Raw genomic sequence first — 25,753 nt, 5'->3', positions numbered from 1 at the left:
CGCCTGAACCACCATCAACACGGAGCTACTCAACCCACCACCCGTGAATGGACACCGAAAACGGGCCTGGCGGGAAAGGTGGCGCTGGTGACAGGCGGCAGCCGCGGCATTGGCGCCGCCATCGCCGCCCGGCTGGCGGCGGACGGCGCGGCCGTGGCCCTCACCTACCTCCGTGCGGCCGACCAGGCGAAGGAGGTAGTGGATCGGATCGGGACGGCCGGTGGGCGCGGTCTCGCCATCCAGGCCGACGGTGGTGATCGGACAGCCCCGGCATCGACCGTCGAGCGGACCGTCGCCGAGTTCGGCCGCCTCGATATTCTGGTGAACAATGCCGGCATCTTTCCGACCGGCCCGATCAGGGACGTGACGTTCGACGAGTTCGAGCGGACCTTCGCCCTTCACGTCGGAGCCGCCTTCTTCGCCGCCCGGTCCGCCGCGGCCCACATGGGGGAGGGCGGACGCATCGTCAACATCGGGACGTGTCTGGTGGACCGGATTCCGGCCGGTGGCCTGACGTTGTACTCGGCGAGCAAGTCGGCACTGGTGGGCCTCACCAAGGGGCTCGCGCGCGAGTTCGGCGGGAGAGGGATCACCGTCAATCTCGTCCATCCCGGTCCGGTCGACACCGAGATGAATCCCGCGGACGGTCCCCGCGCGGAAGGGAACCGGGCACTGACCGCCCTCGGCCGGTACGGCACCGGTGAGGATGTCGCGGCCACGGTCGCCCATCTTGTGGGCGAGGGCGGACGGTGGATCACCGGGGCGCAGTTCGCCGTCGACGGCGGCTACACGGTCTGACCAGGCGCCCGCTCGCACAGCCATCACCTCCGGTCCCCGACTATCGTCGGCCGACCGTGATCACGGTCATCCGCCCGGGTCAGCCCGCGGGCGACGGGGCGGCTTCCGGCACCGCGATCACCTGGGCCTTTCCTGGCCGCTGCGTCCGGAATCGTTCCCGGAGCAGACCGACGAAGTCGTCGAGCGCCCCACTACCTGGGCCTTTCCGGGTGGCGCAGTACCAGACCCGAGGCTCCGGGGCGGGTCGCATCGGCACGGTTGTGACGCCATGTGACGCCTGGTAGTTCGTCGCGACCCAGGATGGCAGCACGGTGACCGCCTGTCCCCCTCGGACCATCTCGAGCAGCAGCTCGGTGATCACGGGAACCGTCGTCAGGCGCGCCGGCCAGGCCCCGGCGGGCAGTGGGAGGAGCGCCGCGGCACTGCGGCGGGTGTCGTACACCTCGTAGAGCACGACATGCGCGTCGGTGAAGTCGTCGGCGCCGAGCGAGTCGCGGCCGGCCCACGGATGGTTGCGCGCGACGACCGCGACGAGCTCGTCGACGAACAGGGGCTCGAGGTCGACGGCGTGCATCTGGCTGTCGGGCTTGGCGACGAGGGCGACGTCGATCCGGTCGGCCAGCAGCGCCGGGATGGGACGGTCGGCGGCGGTGGGCTCGATACGGACCTCGACGCCGGGATGCTCCTCGTGGAACTGCCGCAGCAACGCCGGCAACCACGAGTAGTTGGTGCTGCACTGCGAGGCGAAACGCAGACTGCCCACCATCCCGGCCGCGAGCGTGCGGACGTCGCGCTCGGCCGCATCGAGCTCGCGCAGGACCACGGTCGCCGTCTCGATGAGCCGCTGACCGGCCCGCGTCGGCGCCATCTGGCGGCCCTGGCGGTCGAACAGCCGGATCCCGAGCTGATCCTCCAGGTTGCGCAGGCGCAGGGTGAGCGCCGGCTGGCTCACATAGAGCCGGCGCGCGGCGGCGGTCAGCGTGCCGGCGCTGGCCAGCGCCTCGAGCAGTTCGAGCTGGGGCCGATCCAGTGCCATCAGCACACCTTATATCTGGGCGCGGAAAGTCGTATTGGATCTGATGGCTGGAGTGACCGTACGTTGCCGATGCGCTCCCCGCCGCTCCACGACGGGCGACGGGCGGGCGCACCATTGCGGCCGCGACGAACAGGAAGCCCGACCATGAGCCATCTCTCCGCTCCCACCGTCCTCATCACCGGCTCCAGCAGCGGGATCGGGCTGGACGCGGCCCGATCGTGGGTCGCCGACGGCGCCAACGTCGTCCTCAACGGGACCGACCGGGCCAAGCTCGACCGGGCCGCGCAGGCGCTCGGCAACCCTGAGCAGGTCCTCGCGGTTCCCGGTGACATCTCCGATCCCGCCACCGGACGGGCGATGGTCGACGGCGCCCGCGAGCGTTTCGGACGCGTCGACGTGCTCGTCAACAACGCCGGTGTCTTCGGCGCCGGGCCGTTCCTCGACAGCACCCTCGACGACCTTGACCGCTACTACGCCGTCAACGTCCGCGGCACCTTCGTGACCACGCAGGCCGTGGTGCCGGCGCTCATCGAGGCCGGCGGCGGTGCGATCGTCAACGTCGGCTCCCTGCTGGTGGACGCTGCCCTGCTGGGAGTGCCGGCCAGCGCGCAGACCGCGAGCAAGGGTGCCGTGCACGCGCTCACCGTCTCGTGGGCGGCCGAGTTCGCGCCCCACCGCATCCGCGTCAACGCCCTGGTACCTGGCATGATCCGCACCCCGCTGCACGGCGGTGGCGCGGACGGGCTCGCGGGCGTGGCGGCACTGAACCGCGTCGGCGAGGTCGCCGAGACCACCCAGGCTCTGCGCTACCTCGCCGCCGCGGAGTTCGTCACCGGCACCCTGCTTCGCGTCGACGGCGGCTACCACGGCGCCCGCGCGGCGGCCTCGGGGCAGGGCTGACCGGTCACGGCGTTCTGGGCAGGCGTCGGTTCGGGGGCTGACGTGGGTGTCGCCGTCCGGGCTGGCGAGGCGTCGTTCAAGCCGGGTGAACGCCTCGATGGCCTCGGGGGCCTCGAACACGCGGTTGCGACGGCCGACCGTGATCTGGTGCAGGATGCCCGCGTCGACGAGGCGGCTGATCGCCTCGTTCGTCTCCTGCGTGCTTCGTCCGGCCAGAGCAGCGGCGGAGCGGACGGTGAGGACCGGCGCCGCGGGAAGCAGGAACAGGAGGCGGGCGAGTGCCGAGTCGGCCCGTGCAGGGCCGGCTCGGCGTCGCCAGTCGTCACGCAGTGAGACGAGGTGTCGTTCGAAGTCTGCGGCATCCGCGCAGGCGCGGGTGCAGGCGGCGGCGAACAGCGCGACCCAGGCCGTCGGTGGCGGCCTGGGCCTTGCCGGAGGTCGCCGGACCCACCTGGTGGGTGTCGTCGAGCGCCGCCAGGTACGCCCGGGACCAGGTTGCGAGGATCAGGGAGACGGGCGGCAGCACGCGTGTGGCGAGTCCGCGCCGGCGCAGCACCATGTGGATCAGCGCGCGCCCGGTGCGACCGTTGCCGTCGACGAACGGGTGGATCGTCTCGAACTGCGCGTGCGCGAGGGCGGCCTGGGCGACGGCCGGGAGCGTGTCGTCCGCGCAGAAGGCACAGCCGGGTCGGTGGCCCACCGATGACCCGAGCGGACAGGCCGGCGACCATCAGCCGACGCCGGGGTGGATTGGTACGTCGTAGGCGCCGACCCCGCCGGTGGAGTAGGCCCAGCTACCCGATCCGCTCCCGCGCCTTGCTGGTGGCGGGAGTGGGAGGTATCCGGAGAGCCGCTTCAGCCTGCGAGACCCCGTCTCACGGCGCGTTCGACGGGGGAGTAGGCGCCGTCGGCGCGGTCGAGGTCGAGGAGACCCGCCGGGTCCAGCGGCGGCTGAGCGAGGAAACGCGGAACGGAACCGCGGTGGCGTTGCGCGGCGTGGATGAGGAACGGATGGCAGAGGTACACGTCGCCGGCCTGACCTGTCGCGAGAGCCTGCGGCCGGTCGGGACTGTCCAGCTTTCCCGCCGCGTCCATCTCCTGGCACAGCTTCAGCATGTTGCGGCCACGCTCGCCCGCGGGGGCCAGAAACGGTACGACGTCGAGGTGTGATCCCGCTTTGACACGGGTGGGCGCGTCGTCCGGGCCCACGTCGGAGAACAGGAACAGCATCAGCAGGGCGCGATCGCGGGAGAGGATATTCAGCCAGAACCACGTCTCGCCGTCCGGCAGGTAGCCGCCGTCCATATGCCAACCCGCGTCGCCCGGGTCGTCCGGGTGCGGAAAACGGATGGGGAAGGTGCCGATGCCGCTGCGCGGCCGCCACCGCCCGGCGCCGACGAGCTGGTCGTACGCGCTGCGCAGCCGCGGCGCGTTGGCGGCCAGCCCGAACGGCGGCTCCCCGCTGCCGTCGATACGGATGACAGGCTGTGTCCAGCTCGACGGATCGTCGGGATCCAGGCCGGTCATCCGCCACAGGATCGACCGGCACTCGTCGGCCAATGCTCGTGGGAACGCCTCCGGGACCCGGACGAAGCCCAGGTCGACAAACGCCTCGATCTCCTCATCGGTCAGGGTTGGCCGCACGACCACCACCTTCGTCCGGGCATCATGGGCACGCAAAGGATTTTCGGGTGATCAGCGCCAGGGGCCGGCACGCAGATGGATGCCGTTGGCGTGGAGCTGGCGGATCTCGAGTGCGGCGAAGGCGGTGGCCACCACCGCCGAGGTGATCCCGAACGCCAGCGAGGCGGTGCTCTGCGCCAGAGTGGCCTTGTCGAACAGCGCCGTCACCACACGGTCCTGGATGCCGGTGATGTCGCATCCCACCAGAATCCACACGGTGACCACGGTGAGCAGGGGTGGGAGAAGCGGATGCGCCGTCCCGGCGAAGAAGAAGGTGTGTGCCGAGACGAACAGGGCGGCCAGAGAGGCGAAGAAGAGGACCACGTAGAGAGCGAGGCCGAGCAGGCCCAGAATCATTGCTATGAGGATCGGGAAGGAGGCTGCCAGTCGGTTGAGGTCCAGCATCTTTTCGGCAGCCCATGTGCCGAGGAAGGGCGTCGTTGCCGCCAGCATCACACCGAACGGCAGCGCCATCGCCGAACCCGCGGCCCGGCGCTGATCCCTGTCCACCGCCACGAGAACCGTGGTGAGGACCAGCACGAGGAGTCCCGCGCTGAGAAAGAAGAGGGTGACCCATCGAGCCACCGCGTTCTCGACGTAGTCGCCGAGGGAAAGAAGATCGAACTTCACGACGAAAAACGCGTAGGTGATGAGCTCGGCGGCTTTGCGGGCCACCGCGAGCCCGTTGATGTCGCCGCTGTCCTCGTCCAGAGTGACACCTCTTCGGCGTTTATGCGGTCAGAACTTCGGTAAACCGCTCGACGGTCGGCCAGCAGCCGCCTTTTCACCGTACCGGGGGCCTCAGCCGGACGCCATCGAATATCCGCCATGGACGTCTGCTCGTAGCGTCCTCGTGTGCTCGCGCCTGTTGCCGGCGCGAGCAGGCCGAGCAGGAGAAGGCCGCGGATCCAGCTCGGGAACACTTCGTGGACGTCAGAAGGCGGTTACGCGGCCGGTAGTGGGGTGCTGCCCGGAACGAGCACGCCGAGGCTGAGAAGCGCGGTCAGCTCATCGGAGATCACCCAGATGGAGCTGATCCGGCCGTCGGTGATCCGCAGGATGTCGGTGGCCCGGATGGACACCTCCTGCCCGGTCGCCGGCACCGGTCCGAGCGCGGTGGGCAGCGGGCCGACGTGTCGTCCGTGCAGGTAGAAGCCGATCGCGAGACGGTCGGGTGTCTGCACCTGCTCGATCAGCTCGTGGCGGATGTCGGCCAGTGCGGCGTGCAGCGCCCGGGCGCGGGCGATGAGGTCGGCGGCGGTCATCGGGGTCCCGTTCACCGGGACCGGGTCGGTGTACAGCTCGCGGAACGCGCGCACCGCCGTCTCGTCGTCCGCGGGCAGGCCGTCGCTCCACAGCGACAGCAGTCGCGTGATCAGATCCGTCATGGCGCCCAGTGTGCCGCGCCGGAGCGCTCCTGACCTGCACCTGTCGGCAATCCGCATGGCTCGACCGGGTCAGCCCGCGGGTGACGGGGCGGCTTCCGGCACCGCGATCACCTGGGCCTTTCCGGGTGGCGCAGTCAGTGGCCGATCGGTTCCTTGTAAGGGTCGTGTTCCGAGAGGTACCGCTCCAGCCTGACCTGGTCGACCCGGCTGACGACCGCGGAGGCCTCCTGCTGGTCGCGTACGCATTTGGCGAGGGTGAACGTCGACGTGATCACGTACAGCAGGCCGAGCAGGAGGAAGCCACGGATCCAGGCGCTGCCCGGCAGATGCGCGATCGCGTAGGTCACCGAGATCACCGAGATACCGAAGGAAAGCGCGGCCTGGACGAGGAACGCCGTGGTGGTTCTGGGAGCGGGGGGCTTCGCGGAGGACATGCACCCAGTCTGGGTGGGTCGAGGTCGGTTGGCCTGAGTCGTCGTACTCAACTTCTGGCTGGTCTCCGAGCGGCCGCACGCCCGCCGTACGCCCGATCTGCCCGAGTAACCATGGGCTCGTCGCTGTCCTCGTCGCGTCACGAAAGGGGACTTTCTGTCACACTTGCCGGGTGCGGATGCCGCAGGGCCCGGGCCCGGGCCGCCCGCGCGGGCCGGACGGCGTGCGCGGCGCGATGTGGCGGTCGCTCGCGGTCTTTCGCCTGGTGGCGGTGGTCTATGCCGTCGGGACGGTCGGGCGTGATCTGGGGCGGGCGCCGCATCCAGGCGGTGGACTCGCCTGGTTCGGTGTCCTGGCCGTCTGGTCGGCGGTGATGACGGGGCTCGCACCCGCGCTCGACGCCCTCGAACGCCCTCAGCCTCGCACTCGGTCTCGGCCGTGGCCGAGACCGCGCGATGGCCTGGTCGCGGCCGACGTCCTGGTGTGCGCGGGGATCACGCTGACGACGCACGCGGCGGTGAGCCCGGCCGGGTCCGGCGATGTCCTGCCCGCGCTGTGGTCGGCGAGCGGGGTGTTCAGCGCGGCTCTCGCCGGCGGTACGGTCGGCGGCGCCGCGGGCGGTGTGGTACTGGCGGTGGCGTCTTTCGTCGCGAGTGGGTCGGTGAGTGACGGCTCGGTCCGCCCGGCGGTCCTGTACGTCGTGTCGGGCATTGTCGTCGGCTACCTGAGCGCGGCCGCCATCCGCGCTGAGGCCGCGTTGTCGCAGGTCCTGTCAGTGCGAGCCGGCGAGGCCGAGCGGGAACGGCTCGCCCGCGACGTGCACGACGGCGTTTTGCAGGTTCTGTCCCTGATCTCCCGGGAGGCTCCGCGCGGCATGGCGGCGGCCGAGGTGGCCAGGCTCGCGGCCGAGCAGGAGGCGGCGCTGCGCGATCTGCTGCGCACATCTCGGCCCCCTGCAGTGACCTGTCCGAGCCATCTGAACGGGTCCGGGACACGACGGGGACAGCCAGGACGGGCGTCACGCTCCTCCCACGACTCCGACCACGCCGATGTGGATCTGGGCGCGCTGTTGATGGCTCTCGCCCACGCCTCGCACCCACCGAGGGTGACGGCCGGCCGGGCGGCCTCCGGGGCCGGACCGGCGACCAGCGGGGGAGCCCCCGAGGACACCCCGGAGGTCGTGACGGTCTCCACCCCGGGCGTGCCCGTGCACCTGCGGGCGGACCATGCCGTCGAGATCGTCGCCGCCGTGCGGGCCGCACTGCGCAATGTGGTCCTGCACGCCGGCCCTGGGGCCTCGGCGTGGTTGCTGGTCGAAGACGACGGCGACGCCGTGATCGTGACCGTGCGCGACGACGGTGTCGGCATCGAACCCGGCCGGGTCGAGCAGGCCGCCCGGCAGGGACGCATCGGTCTCGCGGTCTCCATCTGTGGCCGGATCCGGGATCTGGGCGGCGAGGTGGTCGTCACCGGCCGGCCGGGCCGGGGAACGGAGGTCGAACTGCGTGTCCCACGCTGACGAGTCGGATCGGGAGCCGGCCGGGCGGGTGGTCGTCATCGACGATCATCCGCTGTGGCGCGAGGCGCTGAGCCGGGATCTCGCCGCGGCCGGCTTCGCGGTCGTGGGCACCGCGGGCTCCGTCGCGCAGGCGTTGCGCGTGCTGGCGGCGACCCGTCCGCGCCTTGTCGTCCTGGACCTGGGGCTGCCGGACGGCTCGGGCGTCGAGGTGATCCGTGCCCTGATCGGCTCGCCCGCGTCGCCGTTCCCCCTTACCGGGACGCCGGCATCGGTGCTCGTCGTGTCGGCGTCCGGGGAGCAGGCCGATGTGCTCGACGCGGTGAAGGCGGGGGCGTCCGGTTATCTGCTCAAGTCGGCCCGGCCCGAGGAACTCGTGGACGCTGTCCGCCGCACCGCGAAGGGGACTCCCGTCTTCACCGCGGGTCTGGCCGCCCTCCTCCTCGGCGAGAACTCCCGGGCCGCGCGCGCCGCCGGCACCCGGTCGGGTGCCGGCTCGTCGTCGGCACCGCGGCTGACCGAACGGGAGATCGAGGTGCTACGGCTGGTCGCGAAGGGCCTGTCCGCCCGGGACGCCGCCAGCGAGCTGGGTGTCTCGCACCGGACGGTCCAGAACCACGTGCACAACGTGCTCGGCAAGCTCCAGCTCCGCAACCGCGTCGAACTGACCCGCTTCGCCCTGCGTGAAGGTTACGACGAGGACGCGGGCGGCGACGGCGTCCGCTGAGCGTCGCCGGCTCGGCCCGGCTCGGCCAGGCCCGGCCTCGATCCCGTGGCCTGGACATCGCGGGCGGCCCGCGCCGGTGGGGGCGCGGGCCGCCGCGAGCGTTGATCGTCCCCCCGAGAGACGATCAAACGTCCGAGGAGCCGGCTGCCGGCAGAGCTGCCGAGTGTCAGCGCGTCAGAACGCCAGAACGCCAGAGACGACGGCGACCGCATACGGCCGTCGTCCCGCTGTCGCGCTTCGAGATCAGTGCCTGTGCGCGCCGTCCCGAAGGCGGTCGACGCGATACTGGGCGGCGCGCAGCCGCTCCGCGTCCGCAATGTCGCGGCGCTCGTCGGCGAACCTGGAAAGGATGAGAAGGAAAACAGTGCCGAGTGCCAGCGCCAGGGAAATCGCCAGCAGCACAATGAGAAGCTGGGTCATTGGGACTCCTCTCTCCGGCCCTACTGTGCAGGTAGCCCCCGTTGGTACCGGCTGTGGTCCGGCCTAGCTTCGTGCCGTACAGTTCATAGCGTCGCGGATCCGACGAAGATCGGCAAGCGGAGATTGATCGGATGTGACGGTGAAGAAAGGGGGGAGGTGATGAGTCGGAACGAAATCGGAACGGACGGGGAAGGAATTCGGAAAGCCCTTGTCGCGGAGCTGATGCAGTTGCGCAGAGGCCGCGGTCTGTCACTGGCCGCGCTGGCGCAGCGCAGGGGCCTGCTCGTCGCGCTCCAGGACTGGAACCGGGCGCTCGGTCGCCCGGACTCCGTGACCGCCGCGCTCGAGCTGTTGCGCGACTCGTTGGTCGAGCTGGGAACGGGAGCCAAGGCCCGCTCGCTGCGCAACGCGCTCGCGGTCCCCGAGCCGCCGTCGGACGCGGCGGCCGGCACGACCGCGATGACCTGGCCGGGCCGTGATCCCGGTTACCTCACCGCACGTCGCCGCCAGCTCGCCGAGACGCTCAGACTGCATCCGGACACGATCGAGAACTATGAGAACGAGGCCATCGACGAGCTCGCCCTCAAGATTGTCGAAGGGCGGGCGCAGGCGTATCCCGTCAGCCAGGCGCCGCCTACCCCGCTGGGCATCACGGTGTTCGTGGGTGGCACCTACACCGACCTGATCGATTATCGGCGGGCGGTCGCCGACGCGGTCGCCGGAAGTATGGCCGACTACGGCGTGAAGGTGACCACGGTCGGGGACCGTGCGGAGGAACCCGGGCAACCGGCCGCCGCCGCGGTGGACGCGTGCGCGGTCTTCATCGGCATCTTCGGGCACACGTTCGGCGTGCCCTCCCCGTACCCGACCCGCTCGGTCGCGATGGCCGAATATGATCTTGCCCGTGCCGCGGGCAAGCAGGTGCTTGTCTACCTGGCCGACGAGAGCCTGCCGGTGCCGCACGACATCGTGCCCGCCGACGACCTGCGTGAGCTGCAGGCGGACTTTCGCGACGAGTTGCTGCGCCGCCATCCCGCCCGGCTGTTCACCAGCCCGGCGGACCTCGCCTTCCGGGTTACCGTTGATCTCGCCCGGGTGGTGGGGCAGCGGAACGCGCCGGCGCAGACCTACGCGGTGTTCGATTCGGATCTGGTCGGCGTGCGCGATCTGGTGGACACCGGAAATCCGACCTCCCGTGCCCAGGTGCAGGGATTCCTTGGTTTCCTGGCGGAATCCTTCCAGCCGCTGTTCACCATCGACCGGTCGTCCTACGGCGCGCATCCCCTGCTCCGGGAGGCGGGGAACCGGCTGAGTGACCTGCTGCCGGAGTTCAGTCTTTCCGCGCAGGACGGTGTGATCAGCCGTACCGGGGTGCGACATGTCATCCTGCGGACGGAGACGGTCGTCCAGTTGCTGCGGCTGCTGCTGCCAGACCGGGCGGACCTGCTGGAGAACGCCGCGCAGAGGATCGGCGCGGGCGCCGCCCGGGACCTGGTCGAGTTCGTGCTGCGCGGCGGCCGGTTCGTGCCCAGCAGCCCCGAGGCGTTCGTCGCGCTGTGGAACTACTGGGACCGCACCGGCGGCTGGGGCACGTACACGCTGGAAAGCGTCACGCGGGACTCCTGGAAGATCATTGTCAGGCGCAGTTTCCTCCGCGCGGCGGACCCGGCTGAGACGCTGGTGCTCGCGGCGTTCTGGCGGGGTTACATCAAGGGCTTTCTCAACGAGTCGCTGCCGCAGATCTCGGCACTCATGCTTAATCTGCCGGAGCAGCAGCGGGCCACGCACCTCACCATGCCGGCTTCCGCCCATGTGAGCACGGTGGAGTACGAGACGGCCAGAGGAGACGACGACTCGTTCTTCGTCACCTTCGACCGTGGCCCCTTCTTCGCCGCCCTGCGGGCGCTCATCGCGAGTAGTTACCACCGGGATCGGCAGGAGTATGCCGATGCGGTGATCCATGCCCGGGAGGCGTTTCACTCCGGCCGACTGGCCGGCCCGGAAGAATTCCGTCGGGTCGTCGTCGAGTTACGACTCGACGAGAGATATCCTGCCGCGATGGCGGCGCTCGAGACCTTCATGACCCCCGTGGAAGACGTGGATCTCGCCGCTGACTGCTTTTTTGTGGCGAACCTCGTCGTGCAGAATCTACGTCAACAGCGAGAAGAGAAGTCATGAGCAAGCTTGTCGTGAGCCTGGCGGATATCGACGAAAGGTTTCTGGGCGAGAACCAGGTGATCTGCCTCTTCAGCGGCGGACTTGATGGTACGTTCCTGTTGCACCATATCGAGTCCGTGTTGCCGTCGGCGTCCGTGCTGGCGCTCACCGTCGAACTGGGCGGTGGCGACAGCGTGCGCGCCAGCCGGGTGTGCGAGCGGCTGGGGGTCGAGCATCTGGTGCTGGACCGGACGCATGAGTTCCTCGCGGGCTACGCCTTCCCCGCGGTGGCCGCCCAGGCCGTCTACCTGGGCACTCATCCGATCTCGGCCTCGTTGACCCGGCCGCTGATGGCCCAGGTGGCCACGGCGCTGGCCCGCGAGCGCGGCTACGACGCGGTGCTGCACACCGCCGACGGCACCCAGAACAGCCTGCGGCGCTTCAACCAGACCTTCGCGGCCCTGCGGTTCGACGGCAGCTACGGATCCCCGTTCGTCGTCGACGCGCCCTCGCGCGAGAAGAAGATGCTCAGGCTCGCCGACAGTGGGCTGGGCGACCTGATCCGGCCCGAGTCCGGGCTGTACAGCACCGACATCAATCTGTGGTGCCGGGAGTTCGAGGCGGCCGGCCTCGACGACCCGGAGCGGATCGACGTACCTGAGTCGCTCTACACCTGGACGACCCCGGCGGCCGCGGAACCGGTGGACGTCGAGGTGAGTTTCCTCGACGGGGTGCCGGTCGCCGTCGATGGCCGGGAACTGGCCCCGGCCGATCTGGTCCGTGCCCTCAACGCGCTGGTCGGCGGCTACGGCCTCGGGCGTTACATCGGCCTGGAGGAGATCGAGAACGGAACGAAGGTGCAGGAGGTACGGGAGATGCCCGCCGCCCACCTGCTTCTCGACGCCTATCGCCGGCTCGAGCAGGCAAGCGTGGACGCCGCCACACTGCGCGAGAAGATGCATCTGGAGCAGATCTGGGTGCACGAGGCGGTCGAGGGACGCTGGCTCGGCCCGTTGCGCACCGCCGCGCAGGCGTTCATCACCTCCGTCGCCCAGACGGTCTCCGGGCGGGTGCGCTACCGCGTGTCCGGCACCGGCCTGGCCCCGCGAGCCGTGATCGCCACGCGTCCGCTCTACGTGCGCGACCGCGTCGAGATGCCGCAGCCCTGACCCTCTCGGCGGTCCCTGGCCATCGCGAGGCCAGGGACCGGCCGGGTGCGCGGCGCGGGCGCTTGATCAATGCGTGCGGTGGTGGTCGTCGAGGCGGCGCAGAAGCCGGATCAGCTCCGCGCGCTCGGGCGGGGTGAGCGGGGCGAGAAGGTCGGTCTGCGCGGCGTCGACGCGCCGGTCGAGATCGCGCAGGTGGGTGCGCCCGGCCGTGGTCAGGGTGACGACGTTGCGGCGGCGGTCGGTGGGGTCGGGGGCGCGCTCGACGTGACCTGCCTCGGTCAGGGCGGCGAGGACGGCGACCATGTCGCTGCGGTGGATGCCGGTGCGGTCGCTGAGCTGGGCCTGGCTGGCCGGGCCGCCGTCGCGCAGGGTGACCAGGGCGGCGTACTGCCAGCGGGTCGCGCCCGCCGTGGCGAGGTGGGCGTGGGAGATCCGGTCGGCGTGGAGCGCTGTGCGGCCGATCAGCCGGCTGGGCAGGGACCGCAGACGGGCGGGGACGGCGGCGGGGTCGATCGGCCCGTGACGGTCGTGTTCCGGCATGCACCGCATCCTAGGGGCTTGCGTTCGTGCCCCTAACGATTTAACGTTTGTCTCCCTAACGTTAGGATGACGAACGATGAGTATCGAGCCTTTCCGGATCGCCGTGCCGCAGGCCGACCTCGACGATCTGCATGCCCGCCTCGACCGCACCCGCTGGCCCGACGAACTGCCCGGCGTCGGGGACGAGTTCGGCGTGCCCCTCGCCCGCGTCCGCGACCTGGCCGATCACTGGCGCCACCGCTACGACTGGCGCGCGGCCGAGGCCGAGCTGAACACCCATCCCCAGTACGTCACCGAGATCGACGGCCAGCGGATCCACTTCCTGCACATCCGCTCCCCGCGCCCGGACGCGCTCCCACTGGTGCTCACCCACGGGTGGCCAGGTTCGATCATTGAGTTCCTCGACGTGATCGAGCCCCTCTCGGTCGACTTCCACCTGGTCATCCCGTCGATTCCGGGCTGGGGATTCTCCGGTCCGACGCGCGAGCGCGGCTGGGACGTCGACCGGGTGGCCCGCGCCTGGGCCGAACTGATGCGCCGGCTGGGCTACCGCCACTACGGCGCCCACGGCGGCGACTGGGGCATGGCGATTTCGCGGGCGCTGTCGCAGCACGACGCCGAACACGTCGTCGCCATCCACCTCACCTACCTGCCGACCCCGCAGGCACCCGGCGATCCGGACCGCGCCGACCTGTCGGCCGAGGACCAGCAGCGCCTCGCCCAGATCGAGGCCTACCAGCGTGACCAGCCGGCGGTGCGCACGCTCAACGGCACCCGGCCGCAGACCCCGGCCTACGCCCTCACCGACTCGCCGGTCGGCCTGCTCGCCTGGCTGCTCGACCCGATGACGATGTGGGCCGCGCGGGACTTCCCGATCAGCGCCGAGCGTGTGCTGACGAACGTGACGCTGTTCTGGCTGACCGGCACCGGCGGCACGGCCCCGCGCCTGCATCGCGAGACCGGCGGGCGTCCGCCGCAGTGGCGGACCGTCCAGCCGGTGGGCATCCTCGTCCTGCCCGAGGACATCACCCGACCCGTCCGTCCGTACGCAGAACGCCGGCTGCCGATCCTCCGCTGGACCGAGGCCGACCGCGGCGGCCACTTCCCTGGCCTGGAGGTCCCCGCTCTGCTCGCCGCCGACATCCGGCACTTCTTCCTGACCGTCGGGATCACCGAGTGACCGCCCGACATCGGCACCGGAGCGGGTCAGGGCCAAGGTGACGGCGCCGCCCACGCCGCGCCCCTGTTAAAGTTTGAGGGGTCAACTTTTAACGGAGACCATGAACATGAAAGGTTGGGAGCCGCCGCGTGGCTCGCTATGAAGATCGGCGATGGGAGGCGGATCACGGAGCCCCGGGGCGCCGGGACCGCCGGGGCGGTCTCTACCGCACGTACATCCCCGATCCGCTCATTGGTCGGCCGCTGGCGCTTGATGCCACCCTCGACGCGCGGTGCGCCGAGGTCGAGGCATCGGTCCGTGCGCTGGCGGTGGGCGCTGGGGCGCGAGGGTTGGAGGGCCTTGCCCGCTTCCTGCTGAGATCGGAGGCGCTCGCGTCGTCCAGGATCGAGGGCCTTCAGGTCTCACCGCAGCAACTCGCGCTGGTCGAACTGGCGGAGTTCGAAGGCCTGCCGGTACGAGGCTTCTCGCAGAACGCCCGGCTGGTCGCCAACAACGTCACCGCCCTGCGACGGGCCGGCGGTGACCTGTCCGGCGCTGCGACGATCACCCGAGACGGGATCGTCGACCTTTATCGTGCCCTGCTGCCCGGTCAGAAGCCCCCTGGCCCGCGGGACACACAGAACTGGGTCGGCGGTGGAGCCTGGAATCCGCTGGACGCCGAGTTCGTGCCGCCTCCGAGCGATTGTGTGCCTGCTCTTCTGGATGATCTGGCTCGCTACGCATCGGGCGGCGGGCACTCGGCACTGGTACAGGCCGGATTGGTGCACGCGCAGTTCGAGACGATCCATCCCTTCAGCGACGGCAACGGCCGGGTCGGCCGTGCCCTGATCCACACAGTGCTGACCCGGCGCGGACTGACCCAGGCGGCGGTGCTGCCGGTGAGCCTCGTTCTGTTGACCCGCTCCGATGCTTATGTGGCTGGTCTGACGTCCTACCGCTACGACGGACCGCCCGACGGCGAAGCTGCGCGGGCGGGGGTCGGAATGTGGCTCGCGGGCTTTCTGGACGCGGTTGACCTCGCGGTTGATCAGGCTCAGGCGTTCAGCGCCGATGTCGCCGCGCTCGAACGGCTCTGGGCGGACCGGCTGGCGAGGCAGCGGCAGGCCGCGGGCCGGTCGTCGCGTGCAAGGGCGGGCTCGTCGCTGCGCCGAATACTCGACATGCTTCCCGAGACTCCGGTGATGACCGCGCGCACTGTCGAGCGCATGCTGGGCGTGTCGTTCCCTGCGGCAAGATCCGCGCTGGAAGAACTGGTGGCGGCCGACGTTCTCACCTCTCGTCAGGTCGAGCGCAACACGACGGGCTATCTCGCGCCCGAGATCTTTGACCTGCTGACCATCACCGAGCGACGCCTGGCCAGCACCCGTTGGGACACCCGTGAGGTGCTGCCTGGGCGGCCCTCTCCCCGACTTCCGGAACCAGCTCGGAATGGGTCGACGCGTACGTAGCCCTCGGGTGCTCGACCGGCCCCGCGGGCATGTTCCGGCGGGGTTGACGTTGCTCAGGCACGTGCTTTAGATGTTGGCCTGTCTGACGAGGTGGGGCTGATGCGAACATCACGACGTTGATGGCGCCCGCCGCTATGCCGCCGCGCCTCGCGGCTACGCGATGGCGGGCACCGGGCCGAACATGTCAGGGCGCGGCACGCTGCTCGAATACCTTGTCCTGTGCCTGGAGACGCTGTGCGGTCACTGGCTGCGCGCCGGCGAGGTGGTGCGCAACCCGGGGGTGCTCGTCGGGGAGCGGGCCGCCGGGGTCAGGAGCCGCGGGTGAGGACGCCGCTGGGGTTGCCACTGCCGGGGATGTCGCTGGTGTAGCTCATCGTGCCGTCCGCCTGTAGGCGCAGCGTGACGCTGCCCCCGTGGGTGCAGACGGGCAGGCCCAGGACCAGCGGGTTGTTGCCGGTGCCGGGGACGTCCTGCAGTCGGACCCCGTCGCGGGCGTCGAGCAGGCTCATGTCGGCGGTGCAGCGGATCTGCGTGTCGCTGTCGCTGAGGCTGTTCAGCGCGTCGACGGCGACCTCGGAGTGCGCGACCGTCTGTCCGACCCGCCCGGCGCGCAGGTTCACGACGACGCTCTGCGGCAGGGCGGAACTGCCGCTGATCGTGCCGCGCCAGATGCCGACGTACCCGCTCGGGACCGAACCACTGCCCGGGGAGTCGGCCGGCGCGGTGCCGGAACGGGTGCCGTCGGCGGACCCCGACCCGGAGCCCGATCCGGACCCGGAGCCGGAGCCTGAACGGGACGAGGCCGGATCCGTGGCGGCCGATCCGGTGGTGCTGATGCGCGCGGCGACGTCGTCCGTGGACCCGTCGTTCGACGAGCGCAGGACAAGGAGCACGATCGCCAGCGCCGCCAGCACGACGACGAGAACGCCGGCGCCGGCCGCGATCGCGACGAACGGCAGCGTCCGGCGCGGCCCCGATCGCGGCGCCGGGCCAGGCGATGCCCACCGCGGATCCGTGCCGGTCGGTGCGCCGGGAAATCCGCCGCCCGGCGGCGGGGGTGTCGCCGGCGGCAGGCCGTGGCCTGGTGGGAAGTCGGTCGGTGTGCGCGTCGCGGCGGTGCTGAACGGGCCGGCGGGGGTTCCGCCGGCACCGGACGGGACGGAGACGGGGCCGGATGGGATGCCGAAGGTGGCGTGGGGACTGGGTGTGCCGGGCGAGCTGGGTGTGCCGGGCGGGCCGGGTGTGCCGGGCGGGCCGAGAGCGGGCGTCGGCCCTGGTCCTTGGCCCGGGTGGAGACCGGCGGTCGGCGGTGGCGGGGTGCCGGGAAGATCGGTGCGGACGGGCGCGTCGAGGTCGAGCAGGGCGACCGCGCGGCGGCTCAGCGCGGTGACCAGCGCCGGCGGCAGCCAGCCGGCGGTGATCAGGCCGGCGGCGCCGCCCGGGACGGCGGGGGCGAGCCGGGCCAGCACCGCGCGCGGCGTCGGCCGTCGTCCCGGGGACTTGTGCAGGCAGTCCGCGACCAGATCCCGCAGGTCGTCCGGGACCTTCGTCAGGTCTGGTTCCCGGGACAGGACCGCGTACATCGTGCCGGGCATGTTCGACGCCTGGAACGGGGACGTGCCGGTCGTGGCGAACACGAGCACGGCGCCGAGCGCGAAGACGTCGCTCGCCGGGCCGACGTCGGCCGTGCCGATCTGCTCGGGGGCCATGAACGCCGGCGAGCCGATCGGCGCGCCGGTGGTCGTCAGCACCGTCGCGTCGACCGCCCGCGAGATACCGAAGTCGATCACCCGCGGACCGTCCAGGCTCAGCAGCACGTTCGACGGCTTGAGATCACGGTGGACAAGGCCCGCGCCGTGCACCGCGACCAGCGCCTCGGCGAGCCCCGCGCCGAGCGCGCGCACGCTGTGCGCCGGCAACGGTCCGTGCTCGCGCACCGCGTCGTGCAGCGACGGGCCGGGGACGAACGCGGTGACGAGCCATGGCCGCGGCGCCTCGGGATCGGCGTCGAGCACCGGCGCCGTCCAGGCACCGCCGACCCGGCGCGCGGCCTCGACCTCCCGCCGGAACCGCTGGCGGAAGTGCGGATCGTCGGCGAGGTCCGGGCGGATCACCTTGACGGCGACCGTCCGCCCACCGGCGCTGCGGCCGAGATAGACCCGGCCCATGCCGCCCGCACCCAGCCGCCGTAACAGCCGGTAGTCGCCGAGCATCTCGGGATCGTCGGCGCGCAGAGCTTCCACTGCCGTCGTCCTCCCGGTCTGGCTCGACTTGTGCCGAGGATACGGGTGCGGTGAGCGACAGACCCCGGCGCCCGCCTCCGCGCTGCCGCCGTCGGGCCTCGGGCCACCGGCCGCGCGGGCCGCCGGCACATTCCGTTGTCGGCGCACGACGCGTCGGTCTACACTCACCAGCATTCCGCCGGGCGAAGTCCCGGCGGCCGATCTGGAGGATGCCTTGTGCCCCCCGGGCTCTGCCCGGGTCGCGTGATTCCCGGGCCTTGCCCGGGGTGCCCGCGACTCGTGGCCTTCGCATGCCCCGTCACAGCCTCCTGATCGGAAATTCGGAGCATCCTGCGTTGACCGAGCACATTTCGTCCGCTCACGTTCCCACCGGCTCCGTGCCGGCCACCTGGTACGCGGACTTCTTCACCTATCTGCCCAACGAGTTCTGGCGCCGGGCCGCCACCGAGCAGTGGACCGCCGCCGACGTCGACTTCGTCGAGAGCCGGCTCGGCCTCACGGCCGGGTCGCGGATCCTGGACGTACCGTGCGGCAGCGGCCGGCACAGCCTGGCGCTCGCCGCTCGCGGGCACCGGGTCACCGGCGTCGATCTGTCGACGGAGGCCATCGCGCACGCCAGGGCCGTCGCGCACGCCAGGGCCGTCGCCGCGGCGGCCGGGGGCACCGTACGGTTCGAGCACGGCGACATGCGTGACCTCGAGCGTCACGGTGTTTTCGACGCCGCGATCTGTATGGGTAACAGTTTCGGCTATCTGGACCTGGCCGGCACACGGGCGTTCGTCGATGCCGTCGCCCGGGCTGTCCGGCCGGGCGGCGGGCTCGTCGTCGATTTCGGTGTGACCGCCGAGTCGATCCTGCCCGGCTTCACCGGTGAGGCGAACACCATGGTCACGGGTGACATCACCGTGGTCGCCAACGAGGAGTACGACGCCGAGGCCAGCCGGCTGATCAGCCGCTATCGCTTCAGCCAGGGAGCGCGGCAGCTCGAGGCCACGGCCATCCACCACGTGTACACCAGCGGCCATCTCGGCGATCTGCTGGCGACGGCCGGCTTCACCGACGTCCGCCGCCACGCCGATCCGGACGGCACCCCGTTCACCCTGGGTTCGGGACGGCTGCTGATCACCGCCCGCCGGCGGTAGTCGGCGACGAGCGGGCGGGCCCACCGCGGCCCGCCCGCTCGCTCCGTCGTGTGGGCCCGGCGTCAGCGGTGATGTCCACCCGTTCGCATGATCCGCCGCGACGCTCGTCGCCGCGCGAGACCGCCGCCCCGCCGGGCTGACGGTGCGTGGGTTTCGTCACCGGAGTCGAGACAACCCTTGAGGTAGGCTAATTATTGTTTGATAACAACCATTTGATGGTGTTTCCGCTACTCAGAGTGTCGTGATGTGCCTGGCTGGCGGTGGGGGTGCGATGGCCGAGCTGACGCGGGGACGGCGGATGCTCGTCCTGGCGATCTGCTGCCTGAGCCTGTTCATCGTCGGGCTGGACAACACGGTCGTGAACGTCGCACTGCCGTCGCTGCGCCGCGACCTGCACGCGTCCCCCTCGGGCCTGCAGTGGACGATCGACTCCTACACCCTGGTCCTGGCGAGCCTGCTGATGCTGGGCGGGTCGAGCGGCGACCGGTTCGGGCGGCGCCGGATCTTCCAGACCGGTCTCGCGCTGTTCACCGTCGGATCACTGCTGTGCAGCCTCGCGCCCGGGCTGGGCTGGCTGGTGGTCTTCCGGATGCTGCAGGCGGTCGGCGGGTCGATGCTCAACCCGGTCGCGATGGGCATCATCAGCAACACCTTCACCGATCCGAAGGAACGGGCCCGGGCGATCGGGGTGTGGGGCGCGGTGATCGGGGTGAGCATGGCGCTCGGTCCCGTCCTCGGCGGGACGCTGGTCGAGTCGGTGAGCTGGCGGGCGATCTTCTGGGTGAACGTGCCGGTGGGCGTCGCCGCGCTGGTGCTCGCCGGCCTGTTCGTCCCGGAGTCGCGGGCCGCGCGGGCGCGTCGGTTCGACCCGGTCGGTCAGATCCTGGTGATCGTCGCGCTGGCGTCGCTGACCTATGGGATCATCGAGGCGCCGGCGGCGGGCTGGCTCGCGGTCCGCACGCTCGCCCTGTTCGCGGTCACCGCGCTCGCGGCGGGCCTGCTGATCGGCTACGAGTCCCGCCGGGACGAGCCGCTGCTGGACGTGCGGTTCTTCCGGGCGGCACCGTTCAGCGGGGCCACCGGCATCGCCGTGTGCGCGTTCGCCGCGCTGGCCGGCTTCCTGTTCCTGAACACGTTGTACCTGCAGGAGGTCCGCGGCTACTCGCCGCTCGTCGCCGGGGTCGCCACCCTGCCGATGGCCGGGATGACAGTGATCTGCGCGCCGATCTCCGGCCGGCTCGTCGCCGGCCGCGGTGCCCGGCTTCCGCTCCTGATCGCCGGGGTCGCCATGACCGCCGGCAGCGTCATGCTGACCGGGCTGCGGCCCGGTACGTCGATGTCGTGGCTGGTCGGCGCCTACGTGCTCGTAGGGCTGGGATTCGGCATGGTCAACGCGCCGATCACCAACACGGCGGTGACCGGCATGCCACAGTCCCAGGCCGGCGTGGCCGCCGCCGTCGCCTCCACGAGCCGACAGGTGGGACAGTCCCTCGGCGTCGCGGTCATCGGCTCGCTCGCCGCCGCGCATGTCGCCGGGCGCGCCGCCACGGTCGACCCGATGAGCGCCGCCGGCTGGTGGACGGTCGTCCTGTGCGGCGTCGGCGTCCTCCTGCTCGGCGCCGCCAGCACCGGCACCTGGGCTCGGGGCACCGCCAGCCGTCTCGCCACGCGCCTGGCCGCGGGCGAGGTGAATCGTCCGACACCGGCGAAGGGCAGCACGGCTCCGCCAGGCGGGCCGGCCTTCGATCGTGTGTCCGCCGCTGGTCCGGCGTCTGGAACGGCAGGACCAGCCGCGGCGCGGACGGACGTGCCGTCGTCGGGGCCGTCCTTCGCGATGAAGAACTCGGTGTCGCGTTCGGAGAAAACGGGGTGCGCCAGCGACTCGGCGCCCAGCAGCCAGTAGATGTGGGCGAATTCGGTGAACGCGGCCCTAGGCCGCGGGTGTGGGTCGGTGCCGGTAGCGAGTAGTTCCGGGTCTGGGCTTGTCGGCCGGCAGCCGGGTGGCTTTACTACCCCGTGAACGCCGGGCGGGGTGGGCGTTCCGTATCGGGCCGGCACCGCCACGGGGGTTTGATGGCTACCAAACATGAACATGCCGACGTCGTCGTAGTAGGTTCCGGATTCGGCGGATCCGTCACCGCTCTTCGCTTCGCCGCTGCCGGTCGGAGCGTAATTCTCATGGAACGTGGAAAATCGTATCCGCCGGGTTCTTTCGCGCGGACACCGTCCGAGATGTCGAACAATTTCTGGGACCCGAGCAGGGGCCGGCACGGCCTGTTCGATGTCTGGTCCTTCCAGGACTTCGAGGCGGTGGTGTCGAGTGGCCTAGGGGGCGGTTCGCTCATCTACGCCAACGTCCTGTTGCGTAAGGACGCCAAGTGGTTTGTCCGGGACGCCCCCGCCGGCGAGGGCTACGAGAGCTGGCCCATCACCCGGGCCGACCTTGAACCACACTACGACGCCGTCGAACAGATGATGACTCCGCAGCGGTTCCCCCAGGGCCGGCCCGGGTACGAGGCCGCCCGCCGGGCCGACCTGCTCGCGCAGGCCGGCCGGGCCCTCGGCTTCACCGCCGACCAGCCGCCGCTCGCGGTGACGTTCGCGGCCGGCGGCGGGCCCCCGACCCCGGGGGCGCCGATCCCGACCCCCGCCTACGGGAACTATCACGGCAAACCTCGGATCACCTGCGTGCTATGCGGCGAGTGCGACCTTGGCTGCAACTCCGGCAGCAAGAACACGCTCGACCACACCTACCTGTCGGCGGCCAAGTACCACGGTGCCGATATCCGGACCCACCACGAGGTGCGGACAATCACTCCGCGTGACGGCGGTGGCTACGCCGTCGGCTACGTCGTGCACAACCCTGGCACCGCCCGGGCCACCGTCGACCTGTCGACACGCACCGTCACCTGCGACAAGCTGGTCCTGGCCGCGGGCACCTTTGGTACCACCTACCTGCTGTTGCGCAACCGGTCGGCCCTGCCGGGAATGTCACGGCAACTCGGCCGGCGGTTCTGCGGCAACGGCGACCTGCTCGGATTCGTCAGCGACGTCCCCGGGCTCCCGCTCGGGTCCTCGCGTGCCCCGGTCATCACGTCCTACGTCCGGGTACCGGACGCCCTCGACCACACGGCCGGCTCTGGCGGCGGCAACGGGGCCCGCCCGTTGTCGACCGCGACCGGGCGCGGGGTCTACGTCGAGGACGCCGGCTACCCGACGGCCGTGGAGTGGTTGGTCGAGGCGACCCAGGTGCACAGCACCGCACACCGGGTCGCCCGCGCCGCCGCAGCCCTGCTGCTGTCCCGGCTGCGGTGGGCCCCGTCGCGCCGGATCAGCTCGATCGTCGGGAACCTGCTCGGCCAGGGTGAGGTGTCGGCCGGTTCGATGCCGCTGCTCGGGATGGGGCGGGACCTGCCGCTGGGCGTCATGTCCGTGCGCGGCGACTACCTCCAGGTGGAGAAGTACCCGGCCGGGAACTGGCCGTACTTCACCGGGATGCGCGAGGTGATGGAAGGCCTGGCAGAGCAGCTCGGCGGGCGTTTCACCGACAACCCGATGACCTGGCTGTCCCGGGTGGTGACGGTGCACCCCCTGGGAGGGGCGTCGATGGGGGACGACGTCGTCTCCGGGGTCATCGACGGCTACGGCGAAGTGTTCGGCCATCCGGGGCTGTACGTGGCGGACGGGGCCGCGATGCCTGGTCCGGTCGGCGCCAACCCGTCGATGACCATCGCGGCGTTCGCCGACCGGCTGGCCGAAAACGCCCTGAGCGTCCCCTGGCCGAGAACAGCCAGCGCGCCGGCACTGCCGAGACCGGCCGCCCGACCGACGCCCAGCGTCAAGAGAGCGAGCATGTCTTGACCACCCGTTCGGCGAGTTCGAATGTCCAGACCAGCCTGTCCGGCCCGGCCGGACCGGCCCCGGCCAGCCCGAGGCGCGGATCCGGTGCGTCCAGCAAGGCCAGTCCTGTCGCCAAGGCCAGTCCTGCTGCCAAGGCCAGCACTGTGAGCAGGACCGGTCCTGCGAGCAAGGCCGGAGGGAACGGCAAGGTCAGCCGGCCGAGCACGACTCGCCGGCCGAGCAAGGCCAGCCCGGTCGGCCCGGCTCCGACCAGCCCGAGGCGCAGGTCCAGTCCGGCTGGCAAGGCCAGCCTGGTCAGCCCGGTCCCGGTCAGCCCGGTCCCGGTCAGCCCGGACGGCCAGTCCGGCGCGGTCGCTGTGCGGTTCACCGAGACGATGCGCGGCTTCTTCGCCTTTGACACGAACGATCCGCAGCGGGGCTACGACCAGGGCCGGGCCGACGGGACGGGGCTGTTGTTCCGGCTCACCATCGAAACCGACGACGTCGACGAGTTCCTCGCGAGCCCCCGGCACCAGGCGGTCGCGAACGGCCATGTCGGATGCGACGCGCTCGGTGGGCGACGGCCGGTCATCGACGGTGAGTTCAACCTGTTCGTGGCCGACGACGGCGCCACCCCCGGCAGCGGCCGTAACGGCGCCCAGCCCCGTGGCGCACAGCGCCGCGGTACCCAGACGCGGCAGCCGTCGCGCAACCGCCGGATGCTCTACCGGCTGCCGTTCACCGACGCCGCCGGTCATCCGCTCACCCTCAACGGCTTCAAGGTGGTCCGGGACGACGTGGGTCTGGACCTGTGGAGCGACACCACGACCCTCTACACCCGGATCTACGCCGGGCACGTCGGCCTTGGGCCGGGCGCCGATCTCACGACCGAGCCTGACGCGCGCGTCGTCGGGGCCGGGATTCTGCGGATCTACCCGCTCGACTTCCTGCGCCAGCTCACGACGTTCCGAGCCGACCCGGCCGGACTCGCCGGACTCGCCGGGCTGGCCCGGTTCGCTCGGTTCTTCCTCGGCGATCTGTGGCGGGTTTACGTCCCGTTCCCGCCAGCCCCGGCGCCCGGCGCCCCCGCATCGCGAGACCTCATGCCGAAGCCGGCGGGCTTTCGATGAGCCGACCCGCTCCACCTCGCCCGAAGGCGGACCGGCCGGCAGAACCCGGCTCCGCCCGGCGGAACCCCGCCACGCCGACCTTCGACGATGTCGTCGAGGTGACCGCGACCGACGGCCTGCCGCTGAACCTGGTCCATCCGCGGCGGGAGCAGCCGCCGACGCGCGGGCCGGTGGTGCTGGTCCACGGCGCGGGCGTGCGCGGCAACGTGTTCCGGGCCCCGGTACGCCGCACGCTGGTCGACGTCCTGCTCGACGCGGGCCACGACGTGTGGCTGGCGAACTGGCGGGCCAGCATTGACCTGCCTGCAACCGACTGGACGTTGGACCAGGCCGCCGTCCACGACCATCCGGCGCTGGTGAAGGCGGTCCTTGAGCGGACCGGTCGGGACAGCTGCCAGGCGGTGGTGCACTGCCAGGGCTCGACCAGCTTCATGATGTCGGCAGCGGCCGGGCTCCTGCCCGAGGTGGAGACGGTCGTCGCGAACGCGGTTGCGCTGCACCCGATCGTCCCCCGGTGGTCCCGGTTCAAGATTTCCCGACTGGCTCCGCTGGTCGCACGGGTGTTCGACGGCATCGACCCGAGGTGGGGCGACGACGCGCCGGGCCCGTTTGAGGCGGCCCTCGTCGGTGTCGTCAAAGCGTTCCACCACGAATGCAATAACGCGGTCTGCCGCATGGTCAGTTTCACCTACGGGACGGGGTTCCCCGCGCTGTGGCGGCACGAGAATCTCAACACCGGCACGCATGCGTGGGTCAGGACCGAATTCGGCCGGGTACCGATGACGTTCTTCGCGCAGATGGCCCGGTGCGTGGCGGCCGGGAGGCTGGTGAGCGTCGACGGGTTCGCTGAACTGCCGGCCGTGTTCGGCGTGGAGCCGCCGACGACCTCGGCCAAGTTCGTGTTTCTCCGCGGCGAACGCAACCAGTGCTTCCTCCCGGAGTCGATGCGTCGGACGTATTCCTACTTCCAGGAGCACCAGCCGGGACGGCACCGGCAGTACTCCTTCCGTGACTACGGCCACCTGGACGTCTTCATGGGCCGCCGGTCCGCTACCGACATCTTTCCGATCATCGCTCGGGAACTGGAGTCAGCATGATTTTCACGCCGCGCCGGGAACGCCGCCTCGCCGGCCGGCACGCACTCGTCGACGGAATTCCGTTCGTCATGCCGGTGAACTCGCGCACCAGCCCGGCGCTCATGGCGGCTTTCCCGCTCGACGCCGACGCCGCGGCCAACCTGCTACCCGGCGGCGAGGTTCATCCGCTGCGCCTGCCGAACGGGCGCGGTCTGCTCGTCATCACCGTCATCTACTACCGTGATACCGACATCGGCTCCTACATCGAGTTCTCGATCGCCATCGCCTGCACGCACGGGCCCCGGCCGCTGCCCCGGATGCTGACCGGGCTGGCGTTGCTGCCTGACTTCGCGCTCTCCCAGTACGTCGTCGATCTGCCGGTGAGCACGCTGGTTTCGGTGAAGGGCGGCAAAGGCGTCTGGGGAATGCCCAAGCACCAGGCAAACCTGGACTTCAACGTCGAGGATGGGATCATCTCGAGCCAGTACGACATCGACGGCGAGCTGGGTGTCCGGATCGAAATCGACCACCCCGGCGGTCCGCGGCTACCGTTGCGGGCGGCGGGGGTGAACTACTGCGCGTTCCGCGGGATGCTGATGAAGTCCACGGTCCGCTTCGCTTCGCCGGCCTATGTGGGAGCGTTCCGGCGGGCCCGGGCCCACCTTTACATCGGCTACGCGCCGCGGGTACGGTCGCTGCGTTCCCTCGGTATTTCCGGCCGGCCCCTGTTCACTGCCTACCTACCCGACAGCGGCGGCACGCTGGACGATCATTTTGAATCCTGGTTCCTCACCTCGACCGACAATATCACCTTTCGTCCGGAAGGTATGGAGAGCGTCGTCGACCTCGAACCGTCGCAGGAATGGCTCAAGCCGCCGAGCGCCCCGTACGGGCCGGAACAGTGGATTCCCTGATTGACCGGAGGTTT

At 70.8% G+C, this 25,753-nt stretch carries 24 protein-coding genes; 15 read left to right on the top strand and 9 right to left on the bottom strand.

What is annotated here, in order from left to right:
* The first annotated feature begins 78 nt into the window (after positions 1–78).
* The gene (locus C1A33_RS15140; RefSeq protein WP_480014411.1) at positions 79–798 is read left to right on the top strand and encodes an SDR family NAD(P)-dependent oxidoreductase; all 720 of its coding nucleotides are present in this window, start codon (positions 79–81) and stop codon (positions 796–798) included.
* Positions 799–877: 79 nt separating this feature from the next.
* Here C1A33_RS15140 and C1A33_RS15135 read toward each other — a convergent pair whose 3' ends face one another.
* Complete coding sequence (locus C1A33_RS15135; RefSeq protein ID WP_101832146.1) at positions 878–1,834, bottom strand: LysR family transcriptional regulator; 957 nt, start codon at positions 1,832–1,834, stop codon at positions 878–880.
* 144 nt (positions 1,835–1,978) lie between these two features.
* Between C1A33_RS15135 and C1A33_RS15130 the strand changes: the two genes are divergently transcribed.
* Positions 1,979–2,734 carry an SDR family NAD(P)-dependent oxidoreductase gene (locus C1A33_RS15130; RefSeq protein WP_101832138.1) on the top strand — a complete coding sequence of 252 codons (756 nt, stop codon included), beginning with the start codon at positions 1,979–1,981 and terminating at the stop codon, positions 2,732–2,734.
* Positions 2,735–3,056: 322 nt separating this feature from the next.
* Here the strand turns inward: C1A33_RS15130 and C1A33_RS36610 are convergent, their stop codons facing one another.
* From C1A33_RS36610 to C1A33_RS15100, 5 genes are all read right to left on the bottom strand, one after another.
* Complete coding sequence (locus C1A33_RS36610; protein ID WP_101832136.1) at positions 3,057–3,434, bottom strand: Fic family protein; 378 nt, start codon at positions 3,432–3,434, stop codon at positions 3,057–3,059.
* Positions 3,435–3,589: 155 nt separating this feature from the next.
* Positions 3,590–4,378 carry a phytanoyl-CoA dioxygenase family protein gene (locus tag C1A33_RS15115; RefSeq protein ID WP_207770318.1) on the bottom strand — a complete coding sequence of 263 codons (789 nt, stop codon included), beginning with the start codon at positions 4,376–4,378 and terminating at the stop codon, positions 3,590–3,592.
* Positions 4,379–4,429: 51 nt separating this feature from the next.
* Positions 4,430–5,092: a hypothetical protein gene (locus C1A33_RS15110; protein ID WP_101832134.1), complete on the bottom strand. Its 663-nt coding sequence runs from the start codon at positions 5,090–5,092 to the stop codon at positions 4,430–4,432.
* A gap of 269 nt (positions 5,093–5,361) precedes the next feature.
* A complete protein-coding gene (locus C1A33_RS15105; protein WP_101832133.1) occupies positions 5,362–5,805 on the bottom strand; it encodes an ester cyclase in 444 nt (147 codons plus the stop codon).
* Positions 5,806–5,939: 134 nt separating this feature from the next.
* Complete coding sequence (locus tag C1A33_RS15100; protein WP_101832132.1) at positions 5,940–6,239, bottom strand: YiaA/YiaB family inner membrane protein; 300 nt, start codon at positions 6,237–6,239, stop codon at positions 5,940–5,942.
* Positions 6,240–6,415: 176 nt separating this feature from the next.
* On the opposite strand from C1A33_RS15100, the gene macS reads away from it, so the two are divergent.
* The 4 genes from macS to C1A33_RS15080 all read left to right on the top strand — a co-directional run bounded on the left by macS (position 6,416) and on the right by C1A33_RS15080 (position 12,226).
* Positions 6,416–7,756, top strand: a complete 1,341-nt coding sequence (macS, locus tag C1A33_RS15095; protein WP_101832131.1) for a MacS family sensor histidine kinase — start codon at positions 6,416–6,418, stop codon at positions 7,754–7,756.
* A complete protein-coding gene (locus tag C1A33_RS15090) occupies positions 7,743–8,480 on the top strand; it encodes a response regulator (RefSeq protein ID WP_101832130.1) in 738 nt (245 codons plus the stop codon). The genes macS and C1A33_RS15090 overlap by 14 nt, the downstream gene beginning before the upstream one ends.
* A 252-nt stretch (positions 8,481–8,732) precedes the next feature.
* On the top strand, positions 8,733–11,078 hold the full coding sequence (locus C1A33_RS15085; protein ID WP_133150679.1) for a DUF4062 domain-containing protein: 2,346 nt from the start codon (positions 8,733–8,735) through the stop codon (positions 11,076–11,078).
* A complete protein-coding gene (locus C1A33_RS15080) occupies positions 11,075–12,226 on the top strand; it encodes an argininosuccinate synthase domain-containing protein (protein ID WP_101832128.1) in 1,152 nt (383 codons plus the stop codon). Before C1A33_RS15085 ends, C1A33_RS15080 begins: the two co-directional genes overlap by 4 nt.
* 66 nt (positions 12,227–12,292) lie before the next feature.
* On the opposite strand, the gene C1A33_RS15075 is transcribed toward C1A33_RS15080, so the two are convergent.
* Positions 12,293–12,766 (bottom strand): MarR family winged helix-turn-helix transcriptional regulator, encoded by a 474-nt coding sequence (locus C1A33_RS15075; RefSeq protein ID WP_101832127.1) that lies wholly within the window; start codon positions 12,764–12,766, stop codon positions 12,293–12,295.
* Between the two features lie 76 nt (positions 12,767–12,842).
* Here C1A33_RS15075 and C1A33_RS15070 point away from each other — a divergent pair, with 76 nt between their 5' ends.
* From C1A33_RS15070 to C1A33_RS34940, 3 genes are all read left to right on the top strand, one after another.
* Positions 12,843–13,946, top strand: coding sequence for an epoxide hydrolase family protein (locus C1A33_RS15070; RefSeq protein WP_101832126.1), 1,104 nt, complete (start codon positions 12,843–12,845; stop codon positions 13,944–13,946).
* Between the two features lie 329 nt (positions 13,947–14,275).
* Positions 14,276–15,394 (top strand): Fic family protein, encoded by a 1,119-nt coding sequence (locus tag C1A33_RS15065; protein WP_243407573.1) that lies wholly within the window; start codon positions 14,276–14,278, stop codon positions 15,392–15,394.
* 160 nt (positions 15,395–15,554) lie between these two features.
* Positions 15,555–15,719 (top strand): hypothetical protein, encoded by a 165-nt coding sequence (locus tag C1A33_RS34940; RefSeq protein WP_165818398.1) that lies wholly within the window; start codon positions 15,555–15,557, stop codon positions 15,717–15,719.
* Here the strand turns inward: C1A33_RS34940 and C1A33_RS15060 are convergent.
* On the bottom strand, positions 15,703–17,637 hold the full coding sequence (locus C1A33_RS15060; protein WP_101832124.1) for a serine/threonine-protein kinase: 1,935 nt from the start codon (positions 17,635–17,637) through the stop codon (positions 15,703–15,705). The two genes, C1A33_RS34940 and C1A33_RS15060, sit on opposite strands and share 17 nt — an antisense overlap.
* A 335-nt stretch (positions 17,638–17,972) precedes the next feature.
* On the opposite strand from C1A33_RS15060, the gene C1A33_RS15055 reads away from it, so the two are divergent.
* The 3 genes from C1A33_RS15055 (at position 17,973) to C1A33_RS15045 (ending at position 22,640) form a co-directional block, all read left to right on the top strand.
* Complete coding sequence (locus C1A33_RS15055) at positions 17,973–18,779, top strand: SAM-dependent methyltransferase (protein WP_243407572.1); 807 nt, start codon at positions 17,973–17,975, stop codon at positions 18,777–18,779.
* 271 nt (positions 18,780–19,050) lie between these two features.
* A complete protein-coding gene (locus tag C1A33_RS15050) occupies positions 19,051–20,682 on the top strand; it encodes a DHA2 family efflux MFS transporter permease subunit (protein WP_133150678.1) in 1,632 nt (543 codons plus the stop codon).
* A gap of 170 nt (positions 20,683–20,852) precedes the next feature.
* Entirely contained in the window at positions 20,853–22,640 is a 1,788-nt protein-coding gene (locus C1A33_RS15045) for a GMC oxidoreductase (protein WP_101832122.1), read from the top strand.
* On the opposite strand, the gene C1A33_RS15040 is transcribed toward C1A33_RS15045, so the two are convergent.
* Complete coding sequence (locus C1A33_RS15040; protein WP_101832121.1) at positions 22,618–23,007, bottom strand: hypothetical protein; 390 nt, start codon at positions 23,005–23,007, stop codon at positions 22,618–22,620. The two genes, C1A33_RS15045 and C1A33_RS15040, sit on opposite strands and share 23 nt — an antisense overlap.
* Between C1A33_RS15040 and C1A33_RS15035 the strand changes: the two genes are divergently transcribed.
* The 3 genes from C1A33_RS15035 to C1A33_RS15025 all read left to right on the top strand — a co-directional run bounded on the left by C1A33_RS15035 (position 22,997) and on the right by C1A33_RS15025 (position 25,739).
* Entirely contained in the window at positions 22,997–23,749 is a 753-nt protein-coding gene (locus C1A33_RS15035) for a hypothetical protein (RefSeq protein WP_101832120.1), read from the top strand. The genes C1A33_RS15040 and C1A33_RS15035 overlap by 11 nt on opposite strands.
* Before the next feature lie 98 nt (positions 23,750–23,847).
* Positions 23,848–24,846 carry an alpha/beta hydrolase family protein gene (locus C1A33_RS15030; protein ID WP_101832145.1) on the top strand — a complete coding sequence of 333 codons (999 nt, stop codon included), beginning with the start codon at positions 23,848–23,850 and terminating at the stop codon, positions 24,844–24,846.
* Positions 24,843–25,739, top strand: a complete 897-nt coding sequence (locus C1A33_RS15025) for an acetoacetate decarboxylase family protein (protein ID WP_101832119.1) — start codon at positions 24,843–24,845, stop codon at positions 25,737–25,739. The genes C1A33_RS15030 and C1A33_RS15025 overlap by 4 nt, the downstream gene beginning before the upstream one ends.
* Positions 25,740–25,753 lie beyond the last annotated feature (14 nt).

Origin of the sequence: Frankia canadensis (assembly GCF_900197875.1) — a bacterium.
GTDB classification, from domain to species: Bacteria; Actinomycetota; Actinomycetes; order Frankiales; family Frankiaceae; genus Frankia; species Frankia canadensis.
Note: the sequence above shows the minus strand (reverse complement) of the source record. Positions and strands in the feature narration are given on the sequence as shown.

Coding starts and splice junctions, on each gene's coding strand:
- C1A33_RS15135 (WP_101832146.1), bottom strand. CDS start 1,834: ATGGCACTGGATCGGCCCCAGCTCGAACTGCTCGAGGCGCTGGCCAGC.
- C1A33_RS15130 (WP_101832138.1), top strand. CDS start 1,979: ATGAGCCATCTCTCCGCTCCCACCGTCCTCATCACCGGCTCCAGCAGC.
- C1A33_RS15105 (WP_101832133.1), bottom strand. CDS start 5,805: ATGACGGATCTGATCACGCGACTGCTGTCGCTGTGGAGCGACGGCCTG.
- C1A33_RS15100 (WP_101832132.1), bottom strand. CDS start 6,239: ATGTCCTCCGCGAAGCCCCCCGCTCCCAGAACCACCACGGCGTTCCTC.
- macS (WP_101832131.1), top strand. CDS start 6,416: ATGCCGCAGGGCCCGGGCCCGGGCCGCCCGCGCGGGCCGGACGGCGTG.
- C1A33_RS15080 (WP_101832128.1), top strand. CDS start 11,075: ATGAGCAAGCTTGTCGTGAGCCTGGCGGATATCGACGAAAGGTTTCTG.
- C1A33_RS15075 (WP_101832127.1), bottom strand. CDS start 12,766: ATGCCGGAACACGACCGTCACGGGCCGATCGACCCCGCCGCCGTCCCC.
- C1A33_RS15070 (WP_101832126.1), top strand. CDS start 12,843: ATGAGTATCGAGCCTTTCCGGATCGCCGTGCCGCAGGCCGACCTCGAC.
- C1A33_RS34940 (WP_165818398.1), top strand. CDS start 15,555: ATGGCGGGCACCGGGCCGAACATGTCAGGGCGCGGCACGCTGCTCGAA.
- C1A33_RS15050 (WP_133150678.1), top strand. CDS start 19,051: ATGGCCGAGCTGACGCGGGGACGGCGGATGCTCGTCCTGGCGATCTGC.
- C1A33_RS15045 (WP_101832122.1), top strand. CDS start 20,853: ATGGCTACCAAACATGAACATGCCGACGTCGTCGTAGTAGGTTCCGGA.
- C1A33_RS15025 (WP_101832119.1), top strand. CDS start 24,843: ATGATTTTCACGCCGCGCCGGGAACGCCGCCTCGCCGGCCGGCACGCA.